This is a genomic window from Vibrio sp. 1978, from assembly GCF_033344345.1.
The window spans coordinates 143,981-170,406 of record NZ_JAWPOP010000001.1 but is presented as its reverse complement, the minus strand read 5'-3'; the positions used below and the strand labels follow the sequence as shown (position 1 = coordinate 170,406).

Below are 26,426 nucleotides of genomic sequence, written 5' to 3'. Positions count from 1 at the left end.
CCGTTAATTTCTCGCCAGTTGTGCTTTATCTAAAGCACACAACAAAACGCTCCGACTTAGTCAAAATTTGGTTACAAGAGCACTATGTTACAAGAGCCCTGTATGGCTAAGAAAACACGCAACAAAAGGTGGTTAATCATTTGCACATGAACACTTGAGAGTCGTTTTTGGCGATGTCATCGTTGATGAAATGTGCGCAACTTTGGGTTCGAAGCAAAATTGTTCATCTTAATTCATCAACCCCATTCGTTATGAATGGATTTGGTTCGAAAAGATTGTAAGGCATAAGCAGGACGATTGAAAAGCAAAAGGTCAATCTTATAGCGATATATTTTAACAACTCTTATCTTTTACCTAAGATGTGTTGTTTTTTTCGTCACTAATTAGTCTTTTATCGCTTAAAGAGAAGGAAGAACGTGCTCAATGGCTCAATTTGGCTGGGTGTACAGATTAATTTACAGTTTAAGTGAAGGTGTTAGATTCCAAGGACGTAGCCTAGATCGGACAATATCGCTATTATTCGCTGCGTACCGACACTGTTCGGTTCACATACCTCTAAACACTGATTTACGGTTCGAAAATATAGGTAAATGAGTGTCCGAATGCTGGGTGTGGTTCCCCAGCATTTGCATCCTTTCTTTTAGATGTCATCAATTGATCGAAATTGCGTAAATCTTGTATCGCCCGACTTTACGACTGTGTTAATACGCTTTATCTAGCGCGCCAATGATATAAGTTAACACTGGAATACCCATATCGGCGACCTGCTTCTCAGTCTCACTCATATTTTCATGCGCGATCCGCAGCTCTACTTCACTTATCGATTCTTTGTGAAGGTAAAGCTCTTTGTAGTTCATCAATCGCTGTTGTGACTGTTGAATCAGTGTCACAACATTCTCTTTAGTCTCACGATGTTGCTGATCAATTTCACTAAATAAATGATCTAAAATGCGTTGCATTTTGCGAATAGAAGCTTTCGTTTCTATTGATTTGTATGATTGATACTTTTCCATTGAGTTAATAACTGACTAAAATATTTACGTTTTTATAAGACAGTTATTTTTATACTGATTGCAAAGCAGGTAAATATGTGGTGGTTAAACTGGTCCACTTCTTGCTACGTTTAGGTCAAAACTGTCCTTTCAGGAGAGCACATGCAGGTAGACCCTATAATTCAAGCACTGATCGCAAGACGAAAATCGAATGGCCTCTCCCGTGAGCAAATGGCAAACATCGCTGGAATGAGCGTAAAAACATATCAAAGGATCGAGCGCGGAGAGTCCGATCTTAAACTCTCACAATATCGTGCCATATTGCGTTCGCTTCATTTGGCTGACCTAGATATTGCTTTAGATGTACGTGATGTTCAGCATGTCACAGCAAATGACCTAACGGCCGTGGCGAGATTGCTCTCACCGGAAGCTCAGTCCCTGCTCGTTCGCCTATTATCGTTAGTCCTTGAACAAAAGAACAAGAAAGGTGATTAACGACATTGCTCATACCCAAACGATGAATGCCCTGTTGAGCGTTGAAACATGAATCGTTTAGACAAAAATAAAACTCGTCAAATGACGAGTTTTATTCTTTATATCAGTCCGTTACTCTAGGCTTTTCAATTCCGATGTATCAACGCCTTTTATTGCATCTTTCGCCACTTTATCAGGATCAAAGACATCACGTTCTTCATATGAATTATCAATCATGCCTTGTCCTATCGCGGTTGCCTGCTTTTGTAACTTGTTACCCTCTACCTCACCAGCATCCCAGCCTTGCCGATAATCTGAGTCGGTTTGATACCTTGTTTCGTCCTTAATATAGTGTTCAAAATCATTCCCTGCCTCTTGCATACCACTATGCCGACCGTCATGAAAGCCTTGGATATAAGCTTCATCATAACCGCTCTCTTTTAACGCGCTGTCACTCGTACCACAGCCTGAGAGGAGAACAAAAAATAGCGAAACGAATACCTTATGAAACATATTTAGGCCTCAAAGCTTTCAAATAAATTAATCATAGTTCGCGATTTCAACTTCTGCTTACTTCAGGCTATTAGATAGCATTGTGACTCGACGAAGCCTGTGAACTTGAGTCCCTACAGTGAGTACAAAGCTGGACAAAGCATCACACCTACTGATAAACATTATACTCAACGCGCGTTTAATACTTCCATCGCAAGTGCTTCATCATCTTGCTCAGCCAAACCACTGATACCAATTGCACCGACGACTTTCCCCTCTTGTTCTACAGGTACACCACCCATAAAGCCTGTGATCTTCGGGTCAGTCCAATAACTCAACTGCTTACCCGTCTCACGAGCCCAAGCACCCAGATTGCCGCTAGGCTGACAGTCTCTAGCCGAGGTGTAAGCTTTGTTATGTGCCAACAAACCTGCTTGCACACTCACATCATCCATTCGGGCAAAACCGAGCAATTCTCCATGTGTATCAACCACGGCAACCGCAATGTTCTGCTTGCGAGCAGTCGCAATTTCCAATGCCGTTTGAATCAGAGTTTGAACTTGTACGTATTTCATTTTTCTCTCCTACGGGATCTCATGACCAAGGGTTTTCTCGAACAAGCCATACCAATGGCTACGTGATAGCGTGACGTTCTCTACTTGAGCACAAGCGCGAATACGCTGTGGGTTTGCAGTACCAATAACAGGCTGAATTTGGTTTGGATGACGCGTCAGGAAGGCTAAAACAATCGCCTCAGACGACACGCCATATTCAGCTGCTAGCGCCATTACCATCTCCGCCGTCTGTCTGGTGTTGTGATCATCAGAATGTAAGCCACGCTCTGAGAATCTTCCTTGCGCCATACTGCCCCACGCTTGCAGTTGGATATTGTGCCTACGGGCATGTTCCAGTGTTCCCGCAACGTAGTCAGATGCGGACGAAGGAAGCCCCATACCTTGCTTGATGAAGTCAGACTTAGCCAGACTCATTTCCAACTGGTTCGCCACAACAATTTCGCCCGTTGCTTGTTGAAGAAGATCAATTTGAGCACTGTTCATGTTAGAAACACCGAAGTGGTTAACTTTGCCAGCTTGTTTCAGTGCTTGGAGCGCTGTGCCCAGTTCTTCAAATTCAACCAGAGGATCAGGACGATGCAGCATCAAAACATCAAGGTTTTCCACGCCAAGGCGCTCAAGAATGCCCTCAACAGAAGCCGTCACCCATTTGGCAGAGAAGTCATACTGCTTAACACCTTGCTCATCTCCTAGACGGATGCCGCACTTGGATTGCAGATAAATTCGCGCTCGTAAGGTTGAGTCATTGGCTAAGATGCACCCAAACACTTCTTCTGCCTTACCGAATTTGTAGATATCCGCATGATCAAAGAGATTGATGCCAACCTCTAATGCAGCCTCGACAGCGGCATAAGCTTGGTTTTCATCTTGGGCGGTTAATGGGTTGCGATTCCACTCCCCTCCAAGTCCCATACAGCCGAAGACCAAGCGGCTAACGTTAGGTAAGGTTTTGGCGAGCGGTAGTGTTGGATTGTTCATCGTTATTCTCACTTTTCCGATTTCTGCATCTTCAATTTCTTAAGTTAACTCTAACCATCTTACCGTTCGTAAAAATTAGTTTAATACCGTAAAATCGAATTCATTATCCTCGCTACCGAACAATTAAAGCGAACAATAAAGACGAGCAATCAAGATGGCAGATTATAAGAGAATCGAAAAACTGATGCTGTTTGCTGAAGTGGCTCAAACACTTAACTTTTCTAGGGCAGCGGAGCAACTTGGCATTTCTAAAAGTTACCTGTCGGAACAAATCAAGCGCTTGGAATCGGAACTCGCAACGCCTTTGATTGTTCGAACCACACGCAGCGTGAGATTGACGGCAGAAGGTGAATCGATCTTTGCACAAGCGGAAGATCTCAAACGCCGCGTAATGGAAATGGAAAAGAGTTTAAGTCAGCGATCTGAACAAATAGACGGTCTGATTCGTCTTACCGCTCCCAAGATGTTTGCTGAAGCGGTGCTGCATGATTTGTGCGTAGCGTTTCGCGCTTTACATCCAAACGTAGAGTTCGAGATCCTTTCTAGCTATCAAGCGTTTAATCTGACAGAAACCAGCGTTGATTTTGCGTTTCGAGCGACAAGAACGCCGCCAGAGAATATGATTGCTCATCACCTTTTGGACTACCACCACTGGCTGGTTGCCTCTCCTCAGTATCTGCAAGAAGAAGGTACGCCGGAGACATTAGATGATTTACAAGAGCATCAATGCTTAACCACATTGCATCAAAAAGAGTGGCCGTTAAAAACGGGAACAGTTCAAACCCAAGGTTGGCTTTCAAGCAATGAAAACCGCTTACTCAAAGAATCAGCCCTGTCTGGCAATGGCATTGCTCGGTTAGCAAGTTACTTTGTCGAACAAGACGTTGAGCACTGCCGTCTAGTGCAGGTTCTATCGGAAGAAACCGACCACCAGCACAACGCGGTTTACTTGGTGTACCCACAACTTATCTATCAATCGGCGAAAACCAGAGCCTTCATTGAATTTGTGAAGCAGCACTTTGCTCAATAACTAAAGTAGTTAATCCGCTGACCACACCGAGCGAATATCTGGCCAACCCCAGTTAGTAAGAGCGACGTCTTCTAAAACACCTTGGAAACGCAAAGTTTGTGTATGGTGGAACATGGGTGCAATCCAGTATTCGCTGATCAACGTCGATGCAATTGGCTCCAATGCATTAAGGTAGTCCTCAAGTGGAACGAAAGATCTGACTCTCTGTAGTTGTTCATCCAACCATTGTGCGTTCTTTTCTCCCAAAGTGTGGAATAGCACAGCGTTGCTGAAGAAGTTCGTGAACGCTGAGGCATGACGATTATCATCTAGGTTTATGTTCGTCACGACCATCGTCTCATTTAGCTCACCATTCTTAGCTTTCTCGTTCAGCTCACGATAGGAATACATAACAATTTCTACTTTACTGCCAACACTCGCCAAACGATTAGAAATAGCCCGCGCACAGCGACGCAACGCGGTATAGTTATATCCTGCTATCGTAATGTGTTTAGGTAACTTAAGCGGCTCACTAAACGGACGGAGCACTGGCTTCCAACCTGGTAGCAGGTTATAAGCGGGTATACTCCCAAATACAATATTCTCGCGGCGCATCACTTCGGCCAAGTGCTCAGGTTGAATTAGCTCACTAATATAACGGCGCTGCGCTAAAGAGAGTTTGTGCTTAGCGTGCTGATTAAATAAGGCGAATAAGCAACCATCTTCTATTCGACTACGCTTGCTCGCCGATGAGTTTTCTCGGTTTTGCGTCGACATATAGTGTCCACACAAATCCTCCTCGGGCGAAGCATCCCTTTGCAACGTATTTGCTGCCAATGACGGGTTCTCCATTTGCTCGTCATTAACAATCCAGATAGTCACCAAATCCGTTAGAACTCTACATGCATAGTAACCATTAAATGCTTGCAGTTTTAAACGACTTTCATTGTGCTCGACAACAGAGAATGGGCCACTTCCGACCACCAGCTTGTTATTCGCTACGTTAACTTGGCTTACTGGTTGAATGCCGTATTTCACTCCAGAAATAAGTCCAGCAAAGCCCAAGTCAGCTCGATTAAGCTTAAAAACAACTTTCAATGGCGTTGGCGCAGTAATGTTAGCAACATGTGCCAACTCTTTTTCGTAATACTGTAGTGAACTCAACTTTGCAAACAAGCTAACCACTGTTTCTGCATCAATGGAATTACCATTATGAAAAGTCAGACCTGGACGAAGGTAGAAAGTCCATTCGTAGGTGTCTTCGTCATAACGCCAGTGATGTGCGAGTTCTGGTTGCACTTTCCCATTGTGATCACTCGAAACTAAGCAACAATAGATTTGCCTTAATAAGAAACGTTCGCTGCTACGCTGAAGTTGATGTGGAACGACGCGCTCAAACATTCGCTTATAGGTTAATTGAATATTGAGCTGTCCTTCTTGCACAGAAGCACCAGACGTTGTTTTTAACAAACGGCCAAATGCCATTTCGTCTTCATCTAATATCGCCAGTGCTTTTTCATACTTGCCTAACTTGATACGTTCAAGAGCCAAGCTCTCTTTTAAAACGTCTAACTCCATATTCAGAATAAGAGTCGATCGTTGGTTCCGCCCAGCTTTCGGGTGCCAGCTCAACCACGCCTTCTGCTGCATCTGCGTTAGCAGGCTACGAGCATGCCGAGAAGAAGTGAACATGATGTCGGCAATGTCCTGTAACGTGGTTTTTGTTTCATCACCAACGCTAAACGAGAGTAATCGTTGGTAATAGCGAAACAAATTGAGATCAGACACTGAATCAACCTTAGATCTGTGAAGTTTGTGGATAGGAATAGTTTACTTAAGTTGGCGGTAATAAAATAAGAAAACTTCCTAATTATCTGTTCCCCTTTTCCACAATTAACCTCCAAATTCGGCTTTAAAGCCCCATATATTTACGTTATTAGGAAAAAAGCCAACAAAAGCACTCTCTTTTTTATATCCCCTTTTATACACATAATTTACTCGTCAGCTAAAGGAGGAAAAAATGAAGAAGCCAATGATGGCGTACTTTTTTCAGCAACGCCTAGCTCAATCGAGTAATAAAATAGAAGTGATGACTCTGGTTTATCTTAACGATATGTTCCAGTGGTCATAGCCTAACCTCAAGCAGAACTTAGCTCCTGATACTACACCCCCACTTCGTTGTATCTTAAGTTCTGCTTTTTCATCTTTTGCACTCTAATACCTTATTGCAGGTTACTAAAAGTTAACTAGTTGAAACACCGCAAAACAGAGTCTACATTGAAGTCTCATCCCCCAATCGCTTTGTTGAGAAAGGGGCATTCATGGATATACACCATCAATTCGGGAGTCAATATGGCAACTTCAGTGAAACTTAAAGCGGGCGACAGCTTCCCTCATCTTCAAGCCACTTTGCTAGATGGTTCAAACGTAACGTTGGGTCAGCCGCAAGGTGATGCGACTTGGCAAGCAGTATTCGTTTATCGTGGTAAACACTGCCCTCTTTGTACTAAGTACCTCAACGAGCTTGAGAGTTACAAACAGGCTTTCGCTGATGCTGGCGTCGATATTCTTGCCGTTTCTGGCGATTCAAAAGCACAACTAGAGGGGCATCTAGAGAAACTCGAAATCAGCTTCCCTATCGCTTACGGCCTGACCGAAGAACAAATGAAAACGCTAGGCTTGTATGTATCTATTCCTCGATCTGAACAGGAAACCGATCATAATTTCGCAGAACCAGGTCTGTTTGTGGTGAATGAACACGGCGACTTACACGTGGTGGATATTTCAAACAACCCGTTTGTTCGCCCTGAGCTTGGCGCGCTATCACGCGGATTGGCATGGATTCGCGATCCAAACAATAACTACCCTATCCGTGGCACATTGGATTACTAATATCTTCTACACCCAAGTAAACTTTCTATCCTTAAATAAGCTAGGATTCTTGCCTTAGTGAGAATAACTTGGAATACATATCAGATCCGTGAGATCTGATATGTATCAACAAGTTGGAAATAGAGTCCTTGTTCATTATACAACGCCTTGATGAAAAACAAGATCAGTGAAGCCCAGGCTCCCCTCAAACAACGTTAGTTATTTACTTCTAAGTCACTTTCACGATAAATACATGAAATTAAAACTAAAAACTTAGACTTAACGGATATATAAATCATAACGGTACCTACACAAGTAGTTGGCTAGCGATTATTATCCTATTGCAACTCAAAATTGTGCAAATCTAATAATTCATACCATAAATGAAAACATAGATACCGTAAGAGACAAAATAAAAGCAAACGATTAAATTACCAATAAAACACCGTTCAATTAAAATAAAAAACATTTCACTTTATAAAAATGTAATTAATCGTTATTTGCAATCACACATCTTAATTGAGAAATACAGTATGAATAAAATCTCTTTACTTTATATGGCCGTTTGTATCGGATTAGTTGGATGCGGTTCAGGAGGAAGCGACAACGATCCAGCAAAAGATATACATCCCACCATTTCAAATCCGGAACAAGTCAACGCAATGACGGTGGACAAAGGTCATTTCTATTGTTCTGTAAACCAACAAAAACTGGAACACGGAGGGACATCTGCAACTATGTCCTACCTGATTGAAAAGAAAAGAAATTCTACGGTTGTCGACGATTATGAATGTACCGAATACGGTTTAAAGAAAGGTGAGTCAATTATCGTCACTAAAAGTGCAATTGAAAACTTTTCATACTCAAAACATTATAAAAGCACGAAGAAGAATGACATTAATAGGTTTAAAATCATCTACCCTACAGGGCTTACGACTCCGATTAATAAAGATTATGAAAAAATTACGATCACGTATAATACGGAGAGACCTGACGTTAACATTAAGATAATTCAATATTTTGACGAAAGGTCTAAATTATATACCATCAAAAAATATGAAAGCCACGTTAACGACAACTCACCAATAGGTTTAGTTGAGAAAGAGGAATTCGATAAATATTCCGATTTTGAAAAGAAACTGGAATTAAATAGTGCTTTTTTAAATTCAACTGAAGTGAGTGATTTATTCTACAACTTATTAAGTATGATAAAATAATAACTAAAAATCAAAAACTTAAAAAGTACGATTATGCTCAAGTAGCTTCGATATGCCTGACTCGAAAGAGTACGTTGTTTTACGAAACAAATTACGATTTGAATGAAGCACATCTAAGTTACTTGGGTATAAACGGCGATGTATTGTTAATCAGCTTTCAAAAGAGAGTGACGTTTGCGATTAACTACTTTGGTCTTAACGAAGCTCAATTTGATGCTTTTCAGACCAAATTCGCAAATCATCAAGAATCTTAAGTGCGGTACGGCCGAACTCTGTTAGTTCATAGCTGACTGCAATTGGGCGGTCGCTGATCACTTTACGCACCACCATACCTTCCGCTTCTAGCTCTTTAAGACGTTGGTCGATCATCTTTTTACTTGCACCGCCTAGCATGCGTGCTAAGTCATTGAAACGAACTGGGCCGTCTTTCAAATGATAAATCAGAGAACCTTTCCATTTACCACCAATTAAACGCATCCCTTTCTCGATAGCACATGGCTCCGCACATACGTTCGCCACTGACTTACGACCTTTGCTATCTACACTGATTCTGCTTTCCACAATACACCTCAAGATACGCACCTAATCTAGGTAACGAAAAGTAAGCTAGATACATTTAGTGCTTTAGAGTAATAAAAACGTCACCTCGCCGCAAACAAATAAAAATGGACCGCGTACAGCAGTCCATCTCAATTCATCATTCAGTTCGCACTATCTTTCTAAAAGGATTAGAAGTTTTCGTTAATGTGAGCTTCGAAACGAACAAAATCGTTTTCGATATCTGCGTTCTTCATCACATCATAACAAGCGAATGTAGGTAATGCTGACATACCAAAGAAGCGGAAGTTAGCGTGCATGTGGAACATCAAATCGTCCACGCCTTTACCTTGGAATAGGTATTCGTTCTCATCATCAAACGATTCTTCTGGCGCGTTGAATGTCAGTGACAGCATGTATTTGCTGTTGGTTTGAGTGCCGCTTGTACCATAGTTTTTCTTTGGTTCTTCTGCGCTACGGCCATCGAATGCACATAGTGCGCCGCCCATACCCGCAGTAAACACGTCGTCCATGTATTTTTTGAATGACCAAGGCACAGACATCCAGTTGATTGGGCTTTGGATGATCACGCGATCAGCCCACTCAAAGTGTGCGAGTTGCTCATCTACGTTGATCTCATCTTGCATTGTCACAACGCGAACCTCATGGCCTTTTGCTTGCAGAAACGTCTGTGCTTTGTCGACAAGAGAAGCATTTAGACGACCTTCTGAATATGGTGATGGTTCGTGTGCATTGATGATCAGTACGTTGCTCATGGGATTACCTTTAAATAAGTTCACAAGATGACGCAGTAACCATTGTGCGTCGGATGTGGTTTATTATGGTAACCTAGAAATATAGTGCAATTAGTTAACTTTTAGTAACCTACTTAATTTTTTATTATATCACTGTTTTTAAAACATATATTTTTTCAATTTTTTATTCATCGTTATTTTACGATTAATTTTTTCATCGAGTTGTTGCATCTTCCACAGAGCAGGCGTACACTTTATCGCAATTCGACGATTAACTATTAAGGCCAGCGAATGAGTGATAAGTGCAAGGACACGTGCGAAGTTGTTTTTCAGACAACACAACAACAGCTCGAGAAAGAACAAACTCTCGCAGCGCAAGCAAAAGCTTTGTCGCATCCAGCACGTTTGCGCATTCTGCATATCCTGCACACGCTCGATACCATGGGCGGTTGTTTGAACAGTGATTTGGTTTCTGAACTGGGTCTTGCGCAATCTACTGTTTCCGAGCACTTGCGTATTCTCAAGCAAGCAGGCTTTATCAGCGCCGAGCCAAACCCACCTAAGGTGTGTTACCGCATTCAACGCGACGCGTTTGATCAGTTCAATCTAGGCTTTTCCAAGTTATTTGATTAATTCCCTTTGCACGCTGGTCAGGCGTGCAGAGATAAACTATACCTTTAACTATCGCCTTTCGACGATAAACGAATAAGAGAACACTATGACTACTCAAGTTTTAAATAGTGCAAGCGACAAAATGAGCTTCTTGGACCGTTACCTAACGGTGTGGATTTTTGTGGCAATGGCAATCGGTGTAGGTATTGGCGCAGCATTCCCTCAAGTTGCTGAGTGGAATGAGTCAATGTCAGTCGGCAGCACGAACGTACCGCTCGCGATTGGTTTGATTTTGATGATGTACCCGCCGCTAGCAAAGGTGAACTACAACCTGCTAGGTACAGTGACGAAAGATAAAAAAGCGATCACGCTGTCTTTAGTCATGAACTGGATTGTCGGCCCTATTTTAATGTTCATCCTTGCATTGACTTTCCTAGGTGATCATCCGGGTTACATGGTTGGTATCATTCTGATCGGTCTTGCTCGTTGTATTGCCATGGTATTGGTATGGAACGATATCGGTGGTGGTAACAAAGAATACGGCGCAGCCCTAGTTGCATTAAACAGCGCTTTCCAAATCGTAACTTACAGTGTGATGGCATGGTTGTTTATCACTGTGTTGCCACCAGTCTTTGGTTACGAAGGTTTCGTAGTTGATATCTCGATGATGGACATCGCGGAAAGCGTTCTTATTTACCTTGGTATCCCATTCCTAGCGGGCTTCCTAAGCCGCAAATGGCTGGTCGCTGCGAAAGGTGAACAATGGTACAACGACGTATTCATCCCACGCATTTCACCAATTACGCTTATCGCCCTGCTTGCGACCATCGTGCTGATGTTCAGCTTGAAAGGTGAAATGATTCTTGAACTGCCAATGGATGTATTCCGTGTAGCAATTCCACTGGCTATCTACTTTGTGTTGATGTTCTTTGTCAGCTTCTTCGTTGGTAAGAAAATGGGCATTGACTACGACAAAAACGCGTCGATTGCTTTCACGGCAACAGGCAACAACTTTGAATTGGCAATTGCGGTTTCTATCGCGGTGTTTGGCCTAAACTCAGACCAAGCTTTTGCTGGTGTCATTGGTCCACTGATCGAAGTGCCTGTGTTGATTGCTTTGGTGAATGTAGCATTGCGAATGAAGGCCAAATATTATGGCTAACCTAAAAAGCACAAAAAATACAAAAGCGGTAAAACATTAACTCACTACCGTTTTAATATACTCGCTGGGCGTTAGGCCGAACTTACTTTTAAAGCGTTGGCTAAAACGCCCCTCTGACTGATAACCACACAACTGTGCTAGCAGCGCAACGTTATACGAGCCATTTTGCATCAAGTAAAGTGCGTGATTTAGGCGCACTTCTGCCAATACTTCACGATACTGGGTACCTTCTTGTTTCAGTTTGCGTATCAATGTTGCTCGGCTCATAGCAAAGTGCCCCGCGACCATGTCTAATGGATGCTCCTCCCCTGGAGAGCGCGATAAGTAACGACTAAGTTTCTGACTAAAAGAGATATGTGAACTCGAGAACAACCGATGCAATAACCCTCTCTCAGCTAGCTGCTGATATAGACCCATAATCCAATAGCGTTGTGTCGCTTCACTTAAGCTTTCCCGCTCAAACGAAAACAAAGCATTTAACGTCGCTTGCAATGCTTTATCTATCTCAACAACGGGTACATAGTTTCCTAATGCGTTGCTCATGCTTAGCTCCAACATTTCATCGCTAGGCACACAGTGAAAACTGAACATTCGAGAAAGAAATCGCCCTTGTAGAGGAAGATTTTCAAAATTTAGGGATGCATTTGCTTCACAAAGCATGATATTTGGATGATGGATGTCGAGTACTTCGTCTTTCCAGAAAAGATGTTTACTCCCCTTAACAATCTGAATAAGGCTTGGGGAGTGAACCCTGACATTACGAAGCTTCTGCTGCTGCTCCGCACGAAACAGCGTAACCTGATATTGGTGACCCATTCTCTCCCCTTATATTCAATTATCGCGTGTAAGTCGTGGTTAATGTCGCTTTACCCAAAGCAACACTATTCAAAGTAAACCCTACAATGGCTGGTGGCGTGTTTTCATCCAAATTCAGTTCTTCAGTTGGCAATGCCCACACCGTAAACTGGTAACGATGCATCCCATCATTCTTTGGAGGACACGCGCCGCCGAACCCCGTTGTGCCGTAGTCAATACGAGATTCTTTGCCGCCTAACTTGTTCATATCAATGCCTCGAGGCAGCTCGCTAACGGTGGATGGAATATTAAACGCTATCCAATGCCAAAAACCACTGCCTGTTGGTGCATCGGGGTCATACACGGTGATCGCAAAACTTTTTGTGCCCTTTGGAGCTTCTTTCCACATCAATTGTGGTGATTGATTCCCGCCATCACATCCCCAACCAGAGTATTCAAATGTCTTCGCCATCGGGTGGCCTTCTTGAATATCTCTACTCACGAGTTCAAATGCATGGGTAGAACCGACCGCAAAAACACTCAATACCAAAACTGACTTGTATATCGCTTTCATGTTTTTCTTCCTTTCAATGAATTCAACACTAGTCTAAATACCCAGCAGTCCGAACCCTTGTCAGTAAGTATCAAAAACCACAAAATAATCTATAATTTTGACACTTTAAGATTCTAACACAAACTTCTTACTCTCTTAATTGCACTTGGTTTATGCTAATTAATCGCTCACGGAATAAGGAAGGAAAATGGAATTGGATATCTACGTGGTGGACGCCTTCACCGATACGCAATTCAAAGGCAACTCAGCAGCGGTGGTACCGTTAGAGGAATGGCTAGCCCCAGAATTGATGCAAAATATCGCGACAGAAAACAACTTGTCGGAAACGGCTTTTCTAAAATCCATTGGCGCAAACCGATATGAGATTCGTTGGTTCTCTCCTATAACTGAAATCGACTTTTGTGGACACGCCACACTGGCCTCGTCGTTAGTGCTGTTTGATGAGCTTGGCATTAATGGCACGATTGAATTTCATACTCTGGAAGTAGGAACCCTCACCGTAGAGAAGAATGCGCAAGGTAAGATCGAGATGACGTTCCCTGCTCGTCCTCCAAAAGCCGTTTCTGATATTCCCTCGGCATTGATTGAAGGCCTAAGTTGCGATGTGGAACGCGTACTGCTTAGCCCTCAAGCGTATTTCGTGGTGGTCGGCAACCAGCAGGAGGTACTTGAGGTTCAATACCGTTCAGAGCACCTCAAGACACTCGCTCCTTACGATGTGGTCATTACCGCGAAAGGCGATCAACAAGACTTTGTATCTCGTTACTTTTGGCCTGCAAATGGTGGTGACGAAGACCCCGTAACTGGCTCGATTCACGCTGGATTAGCACCGTTCTGGACAGAAGAATTAGGCAAGACGTCACTGGTCGCTTACCAAGCTTCTCAGCGCGGAGGTATTTTGCACTGTGAAGTTACTGGCGAACAAGTAAGAGTATCTGGCGACGGCGTGCTCTACATGAAAGGCCAGATTTTTGTTTAAATGATATTCATGTAATCAACTTAAAAGAGCCAAGTAAAGCACGGCTTCAGCAGGATAAAGCCAGTTTCAATAATTAATCAATTGATGAATATTGAAGGAATTAACTTCCTAGCCGGACAAAACTGACTCACGTTACACTGAATGCAGTCCCATACTCTTCTATAGCTTGATACGAGTTCGAGCTCACCTTCTTAGAGGAAGCGTCGCATGATGAAGCGAATCATTCTTGGCACCCTAGCCCTGACTCTTTTAACTGCTTGTTCCAAAGATGACGGACAGCAAGCCCTTGGCACACTAGAACGTGACCGCGTAACTTTTACTGCCACCTCTAGCGAGATAATTCGTGCCCTACCCATCAAGGAAGGCAGCCAAGTCACCGAAGGAGAAGTGCTGGTTCAGCTCGATACAAAGAACCAAGAAGCCGTTTTAGCTCACGCCGTAGCCGAACAAGCCAAGGCTGACGCCTATCTTTTGAAATTGACTAATGGTGAGCGACCAGAAGACATTGCCGCAGCGCAAGCACGTGTTGCCAGAGCGGAAGCTCAATTGGTTGAAGCGCAAAAGAACTACCAACGTAAAGCGGAGTTAGTTCGCAAAAAACTCATCAGCCAATCAGAGAAAGACACCGCTTTAGCAGCCAGAGATTCTGCCCGTGCAGAGCTAGACTCCTCACAAGAAGAGTTCAGCAAACTGACCGCTGGCTCTCGCCCTGAAGATATTGAACAAGCGAAAGCCGCACTCATGGCAGCAAAAGCCGATGTGGCACTGCAAGAACAGAAACTGGCAGAACTCACCATCACGGCCACGCGAGATGGCTTGTTAGATAACCTACCGTTTAACCTTGGCGAACGCGTCCCTGTCAATGGCGTGGTTGCTGTAATACAAGCAAGCCGCGTCCCATACGCTCGCGTTTATGTTCCAGCCAACTACCGAGTCGATTTTGTGCCGGGTAAAACGGTTAACGTGCATGTAGATGGCGTTGAGCAACCATATAGCGGCACCGTTCGTTGGGTTGCGACTGAACCTTCATTTACGCCTTATTTCGCGCTTACCGAGGAAGAACGCTCGCGTTTGATGTACCTTGCAGAAGTCGACCTTCAAGACTCAGCACAATCCTTGCCTTCAGGTATACCAGCGCAAGTGGATTTGGTGGAGTAAGCCAATGACCGAATACGCTATTCAAGCTGAAAATGTAGTGAAGAAGTTTGGTGACTTCACCGCCATCAACAACATCACGCTTAATGTGCCCAAAGGCAGTATTTATGGTTTTCTTGGTCCTAACGGCTGCGGTAAATCGACAACCATTCGTGTGCTGACGGGCTTGCTTAGCCCAAGTGAGGGCAACGTGGACGTGCTTGGGCTAGAGATCCCAAAACAATCTGAGCTTCTGCGCCTCAAGATTGGCTACATGACACAAAAGTTCTCCCTATATGATGACCTGACGGTTCAAGAGAATCTTGAGTTTATTGGACAAATCTTTGGTATGGAAACCAAGGCTCTGAAAGCTCGCATCGAAGAACAACTATCCACCTACGGTCTCGACCAACTACGTAAACAGCGCGTCGGCGGAATGAGTGGCGGGCAGAAACAACGCTTGTCTCTCGCCGCAGCCACCATGCACAAACCAGAACTGTTGTTTCTCGATGAACCCACATCTGCGGTTGACCCAGAGAACCGACGCGATTTCTGGGAGCAGTTGTTTGATCTCTCTGACCAAGGCACCACAATTTTGGTCACAACGCACTACATGGACGAAGCAGAGCGCTGTCATCGTCTGGCCATTATGGAAGCCGGGGAAATCCGCGCCGATGGTGAGCCAGAAGAGCTCATGGCGCAAATGGGCGTTAACATCGTCGAAGTCAAAGCGGATAACTTACGCGAGCTTAAAGAGAAAGTCATTCAGCGCGAAGAGGTACGCTCAGCCGCACAGCTCGGCATTCGCTTGCGCATTTTAATCCACCAGCACATCGAACAACCGATCGAATGGTTAACCCAAACCTTTCCAGAGCTTGAGGGCTGCGAGATGAACATTGCTCGCCCGAGCTTAGAAGATGTGTTTGTCAGCGTGACGGGGGAAGGCCGCCAATGATGAAATCTATTGCCCGTATGAAAGCGGTGATGATCAAAGAGATCCGTCAGCTTTCACGTGACCGCATTACCTTTGGCATGGTCGTGATGATCCCGCTAATTCAGCTTCTGCTGTTCGGCTTCGCTATTAATACGGATATTCGTAACATCCCCGTTGGTGTCGTTGATCAAAGTGGCAGTACCGCCGGGCGCGTGATTACCGAGTCCGTTAAAGTAACGCAAGTGGTCGATGTGGTTGAAACCTTTGCTACCGCTTCAGAAGCCGAGCAAGCCATTCAAGACGGTTTGGTGCGAGCGGCTTTAATTCTACCTAGCGACCTAACCCAACGTATGGTGCAAGGTCGAGAGCTTGGACAGTGGATTGTGGATGGTTCAGACACCATGATCAGCTCTGCGATTCTCTCGCTACAAACCATGCCGTTAACGGATTTTGATTTTGAGATACGCCCTGCCCCAACCAAAACCTTTGAAGTTGCGCTGTATTACAACCCGAGTCGGCGCTCGGCGGTGAACATTGTCCCTGGTTTATTGGGCGTGATTCTGACCATGACGATGATCTTGTTCACCAGTGCAGCCATTGTTCGAGAACGAGAACGCGGCAATTTAGAGTTACTGATTACTACGCCAATTCACTCCATCGAACTCATGGTGGCGAAGATCATTCCGTATATCTTTGTTGGTCTGATTCAGGTGTTTATCATTTTAGGATTGGGGCACTGGATATTTGGCGTGCCAATAAACGGCGCCATTAGTCAGATACTGTTTGGCACGCTGCTGTTTATCGCCGCGAGTTTAACCTTAGGTTTGGTGATATCCACCATTGCGACGACACAGCTTCAGGCCATGCAGATGACGGTGTTTATTCTTTTGCCATCGATTCTTCTGTCCGGATTTATGTTCCCTTATGAAGGAATGCCCGTCGCGGCACAATGGATCTCAGAAGCCCTGCCTGCCACTCACTTTATGCGCATTATTCGTGGTGTGGTGTTGCGTGGTGCAGATTTAATGGAGCTATGGCGAGATACAGTCTGGTTACTTGGATTCACTGTTATCGGCCTTATTGTCGCTTCATTTCGCTTCAAAAAATCACTCGACTAATCCCACGATATTGCGTTCATTCCTTAAAAACAAAAATAGCCCCAACGAAGGGCTATTTTTTGTTTGTGTATTCATACACTGTGCTATCGAGCTCAACTCTCAGACAATATTAATAGTACTCACCGTAGGAACAATCTCGTAAATCGGAAATATTGTAGTTTTTCAAAGAGTTTATTTTAAAGTTGAACACTACCTGTTTACAGACAACGCCTTCGCGATCCGTGTACGTGATAATACCTTCACTGTACGCACGCTGACCATCAGAGGATGTCACGTCAGCAACAAGTTCCAAATGGCCCTTATGCGCGTCTACGCGATTCATCATCTCAAACACATCTACCCACTCTTCGCGATTTGCCATTTGTATTAGCATGGACTTCGCCTGTGTTTCCAACTGCTGGGGGTATACATAATAACGGTTGTAACCAAAGTATGCGCACATAAGTAATAAAACGAGTGCAAATGAGGTTGTTCTTGTCATACAAGCTTCCTCTTGTTGTTATAAAAATCTTGCTTCGTTAATTCAGTATAGGAAGCGAGCAAAGTTTAGGTTATAGAACTTGCCCAAATAACAGAGGACAGTCAGAGACAGTCAATTCTATGACAAGCTCAACAACAAACTTTATTGCACTCTCATCATGGGCTTGAACAAAAATACGCCATAGAGACAGTAAGAAGTAAGAAGTAAGAAGTAAGAAAGGAAAACTAACCGGAGCGCGGTGATAACAGAAAAGTAAAAGGAGTTTGAAGAAAAAGACAATCCGAGTGAATGTAGTGAGAGCGGAAATCAAGAGTAGATTATCCGCCCATCAACTAGGCTCAAATTGTCAGTGCCCACAACAACGTGACTCGCCGAATTTAAACGTGTTGGTAACTATCTTCGAGAGACTCTGTCTGCGTTGTCTTTTCGCTCACTTCCACTTTAACCGCAGCGACCTTGAACTCAGGGATCTTCGCATGCGGATCAGTCGCTGTTGTCGTTAGACGGTTGACTGGCGATTCAACAAAGTGGAATGGAATGAACACCACTCCTTTTTGAATACGCTTAGTCACAAAGGCATCAATCTCAATGCTCCCGCGACGTGTAGATACCGTCAGACGCTGACCATTACTGATACCTAACGCTTCTGCGTCTTCCACGCTCACCATCGCACGAGGGCCAGCAAGATTATCCAACCCTTTGGTTTTGCGCGTCATGGTTCCAGTATGGAACTGCTCAAGTACGCGACCCGTCGTTAACACAAGTGGGTACTCTTCATCTGGCAGCTCAGCCGCATAACGGAACGGTACACCCACCATTTGCCCTTTACCACGAGTAAACTGGGTTTGGTGCATGATGCGAGTACCCGCAGGGTTGTTCTTGTTGCTCGGCCATTGCACACCGTTTGGCGTAATGGCATCCCAACGAAGACCCGCGTATTGAGGTGTCACTCGTGCGATTTCATTAGTGATATCAGACACGCAGTGGTAATCCCAATCACTGCCCATTGCATTGGCGATCTCTTGGATAATCCACCAATCTTCTTTCGCTTCACCCGGTGCCGTTACGACCGGATTCACGCGTTGAACACGACGCTCCGTATTGGTGAAGTGACCCGCTTTCTCAGCAAACGAGCAAGAAGGCAGAACCACATCCGCGTATTGTGCAGTCTCCGTTAGGAAGATGTCTTGAACCACCAAGAAGTCGAGCGTTTCTAAACCTTCAATCACATGCGCTTGGTTCGGGTCACTCAACACTGGGTTCTCACCCATGATGTACATACCACGAACGTCACGATGGCAAGCCGCATCAATGATTTCTGTCAGGGTTAGACCTTGCTCAGAAGGCAGATTTGGTGCGTTCCATTCAATCGCAAACTTCTGACGCACAATTGGGTTGTATACCTTTTGGTAGCCCGGGAAACTGTTTGGCAACGCGCCCATATCACACGCGCCTTGCACGTTTGATTGACCACGTAGCGGGTTGATACCACCACCTTCAATACCGATGTTGCCACACAGCAATTGCAGGTTAGCGATAGAACGCACGTTGTCATGACCTGTCGTGTGCTGAGTAATACCCATTGAGTAGTAAACAGCGGTACGATCTGCCGTGCCAATCATACGCGCCATTGCTTGAATGTCTTCAGCTTTAACGCCCGTAACCAACTCCACTTTATCGAGGTTGTAAGCTGGCGACATTACTTCTTGCAGCAAGGTATCAAAGCCGTCGACACGTTCTTCGATGTACTCTTGATCGTACCAACCGTTCTTGATGATCTGCTGCATGACGCCATTTAGGAGCATCACATCCGTACCCGGACGGTGCGCCATGTACAACTCAGCATGCTCTGCCATATCGACACGTTTCGGGTCAGCCACAATCAAACGAGCGCCGTGGTGACGAATTGCTTGTTTGATGTGTGAAGCGATGATCGGGTGCGCCGATGTGGTATCCGAACCAATAATAAAGATCACATCCGAGTGCTTAATGCTTGGAATGTCGTTGGTCATTGCACCACTACCCAGTGACGCCTCAAGACCGGTTACACTCGATGCGTGGCACAAACGCGCACAGTGGTCGACGTTATTGGTGCCCAGTTCACGACGGACAAATTTTTGGAACGCGTAGTTGTCTTCGTTGGTGGTTTTCGCTGAAGAGAAACCCGCTAATGCGTTGCTGCCAAAATCTTGCTTGATGCCAGAGAACTTACTTGCAATCAGTTGAATCGCCTCTTCCCAACTTGCAGGCTGCAACCAACCGTCTTTACGAATCAATGGCGTGGTAAGACGCTCTTCACTGCCAATGAAGTCAAAACCAAAGCGCCCTTTCACACACAGCATGCCTTGATTCACCGCCTTTCACGTAACGAATCGTATTGGTTGCTTCGTCCACGAACATAGTCAACTTACAGCCCACACCACAGTATGTACAAATGGTGTCGACCGCTTTCAGATCTTCAGTACGACCTTGCGAACGGTCACGACTATCGACCATCGCACCCGTTGGACACACTTGAACGCACGCGCCACATTGCACGCAGTTCGAATCGCCCATTAGGGTTAAGCCATTCTTGTTACTTCCAAAGTGTGGACGATCATCAGGACGTAATGCGGGACGACCTTGTTTATCGCACACAAAGTTCAGTACACCGTGCACGGCTTTGTCGCGACACGCTTGGATACACTGACCACAGCTAATACAGCGGTTAGCATCAAACTCAATAAACTCAGAGCTGCGGTCAACTTCGTACTTATGACGCAAGTCTTTCGCACGAAGATCTAACCAATCTTGATGCGATTTAATCTGCAAGGAGAAGTCAAAGCTCTGCTCGGCTTCATATTCGGTGGAGTAGTCACGTAGCGCACAATCGGTATTGGCCTGACAGCCACATTCAAGGCAGCGCGCGGCTTCCTTCATTGCTTCTTCGTTATCAAAGCCCAACTCCACTTCAGCGAAGCTTTGCTCGCGTTGTGTTGGAGTCAGCTCTGGCATGATAGAGCGAGCGACTTTTTGGATATTCTCGAAGTGAAGCGGATCGACTTGAGAGAGTTTCTTCTCTTTGCGCGAGTTGAACGCCGCCTTTGGCATATCCGCCATATCGCCATTCAAAAACAGGTCAATGGCTTTTGCCGCAACGCGACCATCACCCACCGCTTCAACTGCCGTTGCAGGACCGCGGCGGAAATCACCAATACTGAAGATGTTGCCCGTGCCAGTGTGCATGGTCTTTTCATCTGCATCAGAAGTATTCCAGCGCGTAAGTGGAATCGACAAATCTTCGCCTTCGAGGAAGCTCAGATCTGGCTTTTGCGATACTGCCGCAATCACGGTGTCGAACTCTTCGGTAAAGAACTCGCCAGTTGGTTTAGGGCTGCGACGACCAGATGCATCCGGCTCACCCAACGCCATGCGCTCTAGACGAATCGCATTCACGCGTCCGGTTTCATCGGCAAGGTTTTCTGCAGGGTTGGTCAAGAAGTGGAATTTCACCCCTTCGTGTTCCGCTTCGACAATCTCGTAGTCTTCTGCCGGCATTTCGTCACGGGTACGACGATAAATCAACGTGGTGTCTGCACCAGCACGACGCGCAGTACGAGCACAGTCAATTGCCGTGTTACCACCACCGATCACCGCGACTTTCTGACCCGTAACGTAATTTTGCTCAGTCACGTAATCTTTAAGGTAATCAACGCCTAAGTAGCAACCTTCAAGGTCGCTGCCTGTGTAATGCATTTCAACCGCTTGAGACGCACCGACCGCCAAACACACTGCGTCGTATTCTTCGCTCAATTGAGAAAGCGTGAAATCCACACCCAGCTTTTGATTAGTGTGCACTTGCATGCCATTACGGCACATCAGTTCGATTTCTTTATCGAGAATGTCTTTTGGCAAACGGTATTCTGGGATGCCATAACGCAACCAACCGCCCGCTTTTGGCATGGATTCAAAAACCGTAACGTCGTAGCCTTCGTTCGATAAGTAATAGCCAGCCGTTAGACCACCAGGGCCACTGCCGACGACGGCAATGTTCAACCCTTTAATTGGTTTCTTTTCTGGCACATAGGCTTCATGCGCAGACAGATCTGCATCCGCGGCATGACGTTTTAGCTGACGAATTGCGATTGGCTCATCGACTAGCGAACGGCGACATTCGCTCTCACAAAATGCAGGGCATACGCGGCCAATCGATAACGGCATAGGCAGCGTACGCTTAATCACTTCAATCGCTTTTTGATGGTCGTTCTGTGCGATGTGATAAAGGTACGATTGGATATCCACGCCCGCAGGACACTCGGTTTTACATGGCGCTTCACAATCGGCGTAATGGTCCGTCATGATGCGGTTGAGTGCTTTTCTGCGGTGCTCGCTTAATTGTTCTGATTGCGTGACCACATTAAGGCCGCGGTAAACTTCGAGCTCACACGCACGCTTAGTACCGCCACTTTCGACTTCAACTACACACAAGTCACACGGTACTTTTTCATTACTTTTGTTCATTCCGCACAGCGATGGGATCTCGACCCCACACACTTTTGCTGCTTCTAAAAGGGTTAGACCCTCTTCTACAATTCTATATTTTCCATCGATGACGATTTCTATCATGCAACCCCCGCAGCAAAGCAAATCCAAATCTGCACAAGTAAAACCATGCATTCTATAAGGATAATCATTTGTAAGACAAGTTAGTGTGATGTAAAACTTATAAACCACATTTTTCACGTGTCATAAAAAGCGAGGGCTTCTTTCGCTAACTTTCAACACTCGGTGTTTAACAAACGTTTTACTCCCTCGAAAGTGCGAAAACTGAAGGGGTGGACTATTTTGATAATAAGAGTAATAAATGATTGACCTTACCCTTAGGTTAACCTTTAGAATCGAAGGGTTTTCATCATTTTCATCAAACACATGGGAAAAGGTATGCACTTAAAATCGCTGCATACAATCTGGTTAACTCTCTTCACGACGCTAGTACTATTGGTATCTAGTGTGGCGAACAGTGAGCCGTTGATGAATATTCAAATGATGTCTACTGGCATGGCTCACCATCCTTCTATGATGAGTGACAGCGAACACTGCGGTATGCCTGGCATGATGGACGTCTCCATGACTGACGCTTCTATGTCCGAAGATGGCGATGCAAGAGAAACCAGCATGAACTGTGGTGGGGGCTCCGGCATGGTTCATACCTGCTGTACTGCTGCGTGTACGATAGTTTTCGTCCCCCTACCGAATCCTATCAATAGCCCAATGCCCGTCGTCTATCGCGCAACTATTACTCCTGAAGTTGCTTCCCCAGTCGTACACGTCAGCCGCGACCTGTACCGACCTCCTATAGCCTAAATCCATCCTAGCATTCGACCCTGCGCGTGTATCGCAGGTTGTTTTAATGCGCCTGAACGATGAGGTAACAAGGCTTTACTGTTCCCGCAATAAAATCCGCACCTCCATCGATCCGGCGAACACTGGATTTAGATTATGGATATCAAACCATACCGCTTAGCTGCACCTATTTTTATGGTGGCTCTGGTCGCTGTGCCAACCTTGGTTAACGCCGCTGGTAAAGAGACGCACGCAGCGCAAAATTCCGCATCAAGTGAGCGAGATTCAACGACCAAGCTTGCCCAACTGATCAACGTCGCTTTGAGTAACGATGGCAATCGTAAGCAATACTCAGCGCAATCTGCTGCCATGCGTGAAACGGGTGTCGCGAGTGCGACCTTGATGGACCCAAAACTGAAAGTGGGTTTTGGTGGCTTACCTGTCGACAGCTTCAAATTCGATGAAGACCCAATGACCAACATCTCCGTTGGTTTAATGCAACAATTTGAGCGTGGCTCTACGCTTGATTTACAGCAGAAGAAAGCCAATCAACAAGCTGACGGCCTTGGGCTTCAAGTCCATGCTCGTGAGCTTGAGGTAGCCAACAGCATGACTCAACTTTGGTTAGAACTTGGTTACCAGCAACGCGCGGAGCAAATCATGCTTGAGAACCGCAAGTTGATGAAGGAAATGGAAAGCTTTATTCAAACCAACTATTCGATTGGTAAGAGTGAAGCGCAAGATCTGCTCAACGCCCAACTTCAAGTCAGCAAGTTGGATGAGAAACTGCAAGCCAATGCACAAATGCAACGTCGTCTTATCTCTCAACTCTCCGAATGGTTGGGGTCAGATTGGTTGGCGAACGAAGAGGCTCTGCACGCGAGCAATCAACTTAATTGGGACACACTGAACAGCAAACTTGCTGCCAGCCAGGGTTCCACCAAGCATTATCAGCAACTCAGCCAACACCCGATGGTTAAGATGGCCGACGTCAGCATTTCTGCCAATAAAACGCAGGTGGAAATTGCTGAGCAAGCCTACAACCCACAATTTGGCGTCGAAGTAATGTACGCCTACCGCCAAGCCGACAACATGATGGGTGAGCCCGCCTCTGATTTGGTTAGCGCTTACCTCACCATGGACATTCCGTTGTTTACGGGTGACCGCCAAGATCGTAATCTCGCGGCCGCTCAATACCAAGTTGGCGCGGCACAATCACAAAAGGACACCTTACTAACGCAGATGAATGCCAAGGTGAACACTTTGCTAGTTGATCGCGGCAACTTAACCCAGCGTTTAGAACGTTATCAATCCACCTTATTGCCTCAAGCGAAAGCGCGCATTCAAGCCGTTGAGCGGGGTTATCAAAACAACACAGCGCAGTTTAACGATGTGATTTCTGCCACGACTGACGAATTGGCTCTGCAATTAGAGCAACAACGTCTACTGACCGATCTCAACATCGCAAACAGCAATTTAGCCACCCTACTCGGTGGTTTCGACTACCAAGTGGCTTCACCGGAAGCTCGCTCTATTTCGACATATTAATTTGTGATTCCCCAAGACAGTTGGGGCTGCAGTTAGGCGGCAAACGAGAGAATCCCATGAGCATAGATCCTCTATGTGATTTGGGTGAACGAGAGCAGGCAACAACGCTGTAGCGTCAAATGTGAAGGGGAAAATAAGGTAAAACAATGAAAACATTAAAAATTGCAACCATCGCGCTGATTGTTGGTGGTGCTTTAGGGTTTGGTGCTAATCATTTTCTTACGGGCTCAACTCATGACATGAGTGCGATGGGTGGCGAGTCTGCTGCAAGCTCTAATGATCCGCTTTACTGGGTTGCCCCAATGGATCCGAACTACAAACGCGACAAGCCGGGTAAGTCCCCAATGGGCATGGATTTGATTCCGGTTTACGCAGAAGACCTATCCGGTGAACAAGACGCACCGGGTACAGTGACTATTGACCCTTCAGTAGAGAACAACCTCGGGGTTAAAACCGCAAACGCGACACTACAACAGCTATCACCACGCATCGAAACGGTTGGCTATATTGCCTTTGATGAAAGTCTGTTATGGCAAACCAACGTTCGTGTGGCGGGTTGGGTAGAAAAACTCTACATCAATGCCGTGGGTGAGAAAGTGAAGAAAGGCGATGTGCTGTTCACGCTCTACTCTCCAGAACTGGTTAAAGCACAAGAAGAATTGCTGAATGCGTACCGCACTGGCCGCAAAGGTCTTGAAAAAGGCGCGACCGAGCGCTTGGTAACGCTTGGGGTTGACCGTGCTCAAATCAAATCCATTACTCGTAGTGGTAAAGCATCGCAAACCATTGAAATCAAAGCGCCTGCTGATGGCGTTATCGCGAGCTTAAACGTGCGTGAAGGTGGCTATTTGTCCCCTGCTCAAGCGGTGATCAGTGCAGGTCCTTTGGACAATGTTTGGGTTGATGCAGAAGTCTTTGAGCGTCAAGCGCACTGGATGAAAGCGGGTTCTCAAGCCACGATGACCCTTGACGCGATTCCGGGCAATGAATGGCAAGGTGTTGTCGATTACGTGTACCCAATCCTTGATCCGAAAACACGTACGTTGCGTGTGCGTCTTAAATTCCCTAATCCAGATGGCGCATTGAAGCCAAACATGTTCGCCAATATTGCCTTGCAGCCTGTTACTGACGACGCAGTGTTAACGATTCCTAAATCATCTGTTATCCGCTCTGGTGGTATGACTCGCGTTGTTCTAGCTGAGGGCGAAGGCAAATATCGCTCCGCTCGAATTGAAGTTGGCCGTGAAGCTGGCGAACAAATCGAAGTATTACAAGGACTTAAACAAGGCGATAAGATCGTTACTTCATCTCACTTCATGCTCGATTCTGAATCAAGCCAGTCGGCGGATCTGTCTCGCATCAATGGTGTAGAAGCAGCGGCAGAAACAGCATGGGCCAAAGGTGAAATCACAGACGTAATGAAAGATCACCGCATGCTGACCATCAACCACCAACCTGTACCAGAATGGGATTGGCCGGGCATGGTAATGAACTTCACTTTCGCAGATGGCGTTGAAATGGGTGACTTGAAAAAAGGTCAGGCTATCGAATTTGAAATGCAAAAGACGGAGTCCGGTCAGTACCAAATCATCGAGTATAAGGCAGACAACAGCGTCATTGCCGCAGAAGTTTGGCTAACTGGTGACATTAGCATGCTGATGGCTGATTTTGGCATGATCACCTTAAACCACCTACCGGTTGCAGAATGGAACTGGGATGCAGGCGAGATGAACTTCTCTGTGGGTGAAGACGTTGATCTATCGGGTTTTGAAGAAGGACAGAAAGTTCGGTTTCTAGTTGAAAAACAAGGTTCTGACTACGTTCTTAAACAGCTAGTTCCTGCAACAACAGCCGTCGAGGGTTAATT

The 26,426-nt window shown here is 45.5% G+C and carries 23 protein-coding genes and 1 pseudogene; 13 read left to right on the top strand and 11 right to left on the bottom strand.

The window, feature by feature from the left end; all coding sequences use genetic code 11:
* Positions 1–701: 701 nt before the first annotated feature.
* Positions 702–1,013, bottom strand: a complete 312-nt coding sequence (locus tag R8N49_RS00755) for a hypothetical protein (protein WP_054577105.1) — start codon at positions 1,011–1,013, stop codon at positions 702–704.
* 141 nt (positions 1,014–1,154) lie between these two features.
* On the opposite strand from R8N49_RS00755, the gene R8N49_RS00750 reads away from it, so the two are divergent.
* Positions 1,155–1,487, top strand: coding sequence for a helix-turn-helix transcriptional regulator (locus R8N49_RS00750; protein ID WP_318189848.1), 333 nt, complete (start codon positions 1,155–1,157; stop codon positions 1,485–1,487).
* Positions 1,488–1,598: 111 nt separating this feature from the next.
* Here R8N49_RS00750 and R8N49_RS00745 read toward each other — a convergent pair whose 3' ends face one another.
* The 3 genes from R8N49_RS00745 to R8N49_RS00735 form a co-directional block, all read right to left on the bottom strand.
* Positions 1,599–1,979, bottom strand: a complete 381-nt coding sequence (locus R8N49_RS00745) for a hypothetical protein (protein ID WP_005375467.1) — start codon at positions 1,977–1,979, stop codon at positions 1,599–1,601.
* 167 nt (positions 1,980–2,146) lie between these two features.
* Positions 2,147–2,533: a GlcG/HbpS family heme-binding protein gene (locus R8N49_RS00740; protein WP_186585185.1), complete on the bottom strand. Its 387-nt coding sequence runs from the start codon at positions 2,531–2,533 to the stop codon at positions 2,147–2,149.
* Positions 2,534–2,542: 9 nt separating this feature from the next.
* The gene (locus R8N49_RS00735) at positions 2,543–3,511 is read right to left on the bottom strand and encodes an aldo/keto reductase (protein WP_186585183.1); all 969 of its coding nucleotides are present in this window, start codon (positions 3,509–3,511) and stop codon (positions 2,543–2,545) included.
* A 154-nt stretch (positions 3,512–3,665) separates the two neighbouring features.
* On the opposite strand from R8N49_RS00735, the gene R8N49_RS00730 reads away from it, so the two are divergent.
* Positions 3,666–4,541 carry a LysR family transcriptional regulator gene (locus tag R8N49_RS00730; protein WP_186585181.1) on the top strand — a complete coding sequence of 292 codons (876 nt, stop codon included), beginning with the start codon at positions 3,666–3,668 and terminating at the stop codon, positions 4,539–4,541.
* Positions 4,542–4,550: 9 nt separating this feature from the next.
* Here R8N49_RS00730 and R8N49_RS00725 read toward each other — a convergent pair whose 3' ends face one another.
* The gene (locus R8N49_RS00725) at positions 4,551–6,308 is read right to left on the bottom strand and encodes an SgrR family transcriptional regulator (protein WP_186585179.1); all 1,758 of its coding nucleotides are present in this window, start codon (positions 6,306–6,308) and stop codon (positions 4,551–4,553) included.
* Between the two features lie 564 nt (positions 6,309–6,872).
* Between R8N49_RS00725 and R8N49_RS00720 the strand changes: the two genes are divergently transcribed.
* Both R8N49_RS00720 and R8N49_RS00715 read left to right on the top strand, forming a co-directional pair.
* Positions 6,873–7,412, top strand: coding sequence for a redoxin domain-containing protein (locus tag R8N49_RS00720; RefSeq protein ID WP_054578683.1), 540 nt, complete (start codon positions 6,873–6,875; stop codon positions 7,410–7,412).
* Positions 7,413–7,924: 512 nt separating this feature from the next.
* Positions 7,925–8,608, top strand: a complete 684-nt coding sequence (locus R8N49_RS00715) for a hypothetical protein (protein ID WP_054578682.1) — start codon at positions 7,925–7,927, stop codon at positions 8,606–8,608.
* A gap of 195 nt (positions 8,609–8,803) precedes the next feature.
* Here the strand turns inward: R8N49_RS00715 and R8N49_RS00710 are convergent, their stop codons facing one another.
* The gene (locus R8N49_RS00710; RefSeq protein WP_005375456.1) at positions 8,804–9,169 is read right to left on the bottom strand and encodes a winged helix-turn-helix transcriptional regulator; all 366 of its coding nucleotides are present in this window, start codon (positions 9,167–9,169) and stop codon (positions 8,804–8,806) included.
* 167 nt (positions 9,170–9,336) lie between these two features.
* Positions 9,337–9,921, bottom strand: coding sequence for an NAD(P)H-dependent oxidoreductase (locus R8N49_RS00705; protein ID WP_318189847.1), 585 nt, complete (start codon positions 9,919–9,921; stop codon positions 9,337–9,339).
* Positions 9,922–10,191: 270 nt separating this feature from the next.
* On the opposite strand from R8N49_RS00705, the gene R8N49_RS00700 reads away from it, so the two are divergent.
* Positions 10,192–10,533, top strand: a complete 342-nt coding sequence (locus R8N49_RS00700) for an ArsR/SmtB family transcription factor (RefSeq protein ID WP_005375451.1) — start codon at positions 10,192–10,194, stop codon at positions 10,531–10,533.
* An 85-nt stretch (positions 10,534–10,618) separates the two neighbouring features.
* A complete protein-coding gene (arsB, locus tag R8N49_RS00695; RefSeq protein WP_005385145.1) occupies positions 10,619–11,674 on the top strand; it encodes an ACR3 family arsenite efflux transporter in 1,056 nt (351 codons plus the stop codon).
* 36 nt (positions 11,675–11,710) lie between these two features.
* Here arsB and R8N49_RS00690 read toward each other — a convergent pair whose 3' ends face one another.
* Entirely contained in the window at positions 11,711–12,490 is a 780-nt protein-coding gene (locus tag R8N49_RS00690) for a helix-turn-helix domain-containing protein (RefSeq protein WP_170890025.1), read from the bottom strand.
* A 19-nt stretch (positions 12,491–12,509) separates the two neighbouring features.
* A complete protein-coding gene (locus R8N49_RS00685; RefSeq protein ID WP_047101665.1) occupies positions 12,510–13,043 on the bottom strand; it encodes a YbhB/YbcL family Raf kinase inhibitor-like protein in 534 nt (177 codons plus the stop codon).
* Between the two features lie 187 nt (positions 13,044–13,230).
* Between R8N49_RS00685 and R8N49_RS00680 the strand changes: the two genes are divergently transcribed.
* The 4 genes from R8N49_RS00680 (at position 13,231) to R8N49_RS00665 (ending at position 17,208) form a co-directional block, all read left to right on the top strand.
* Positions 13,231–14,022: a PhzF family phenazine biosynthesis protein gene (locus R8N49_RS00680; protein ID WP_186585177.1), complete on the top strand. Its 792-nt coding sequence runs from the start codon at positions 13,231–13,233 to the stop codon at positions 14,020–14,022.
* A gap of 207 nt (positions 14,023–14,229) precedes the next feature.
* A complete protein-coding gene (locus R8N49_RS00675) occupies positions 14,230–15,180 on the top strand; it encodes an HlyD family secretion protein (RefSeq protein WP_005385136.1) in 951 nt (316 codons plus the stop codon).
* Between the two features lie 4 nt (positions 15,181–15,184).
* The gene (locus R8N49_RS00670; RefSeq protein WP_047101669.1) at positions 15,185–16,111 is read left to right on the top strand and encodes an ABC transporter ATP-binding protein; all 927 of its coding nucleotides are present in this window, start codon (positions 15,185–15,187) and stop codon (positions 16,109–16,111) included.
* Positions 16,111–17,208 (top strand): ABC transporter permease, encoded by a 1,098-nt coding sequence (locus R8N49_RS00665; RefSeq protein ID WP_017635233.1) that lies wholly within the window; start codon positions 16,111–16,113, stop codon positions 17,206–17,208. The genes R8N49_RS00670 and R8N49_RS00665 overlap by 1 nt, the downstream gene beginning before the upstream one ends.
* Before the next feature lie 109 nt (positions 17,209–17,317).
* On the opposite strand, the gene R8N49_RS00660 is transcribed toward R8N49_RS00665, so the two are convergent.
* Together R8N49_RS00660 and fdhF are read right to left on the bottom strand one after the other, a co-directional pair.
* Positions 17,318–17,689, bottom strand: coding sequence for a hypothetical protein (locus tag R8N49_RS00660; protein ID WP_005375433.1), 372 nt, complete (start codon positions 17,687–17,689; stop codon positions 17,318–17,320).
* A 377-nt stretch (positions 17,690–18,066) separates the two neighbouring features.
* Positions 18,067–22,294 (bottom strand): annotated as a pseudogene (gene fdhF, locus R8N49_RS00655) (formate dehydrogenase subunit alpha).
* 315 nt (positions 22,295–22,609) lie between these two features.
* On the opposite strand from fdhF, the gene R8N49_RS00650 reads away from it, so the two are divergent.
* The 3 genes from R8N49_RS00650 (at position 22,610) to R8N49_RS00640 (ending at position 26,424) form a co-directional block, all read left to right on the top strand.
* The gene (locus R8N49_RS00650; protein ID WP_017635236.1) at positions 22,610–23,032 is read left to right on the top strand and encodes a hypothetical protein; all 423 of its coding nucleotides are present in this window, start codon (positions 22,610–22,612) and stop codon (positions 23,030–23,032) included.
* Positions 23,033–23,167: 135 nt separating this feature from the next.
* Positions 23,168–24,559, top strand: a complete 1,392-nt coding sequence (locus R8N49_RS00645) for a TolC family protein (protein ID WP_186585173.1) — start codon at positions 23,168–23,170, stop codon at positions 24,557–24,559.
* 146 nt (positions 24,560–24,705) lie between these two features.
* On the top strand, positions 24,706–26,424 hold the full coding sequence (locus R8N49_RS00640; protein WP_186585171.1) for an efflux RND transporter periplasmic adaptor subunit: 1,719 nt from the start codon (positions 24,706–24,708) through the stop codon (positions 26,422–26,424).
* Positions 26,425–26,426: the final 2 nt, after the last annotated feature.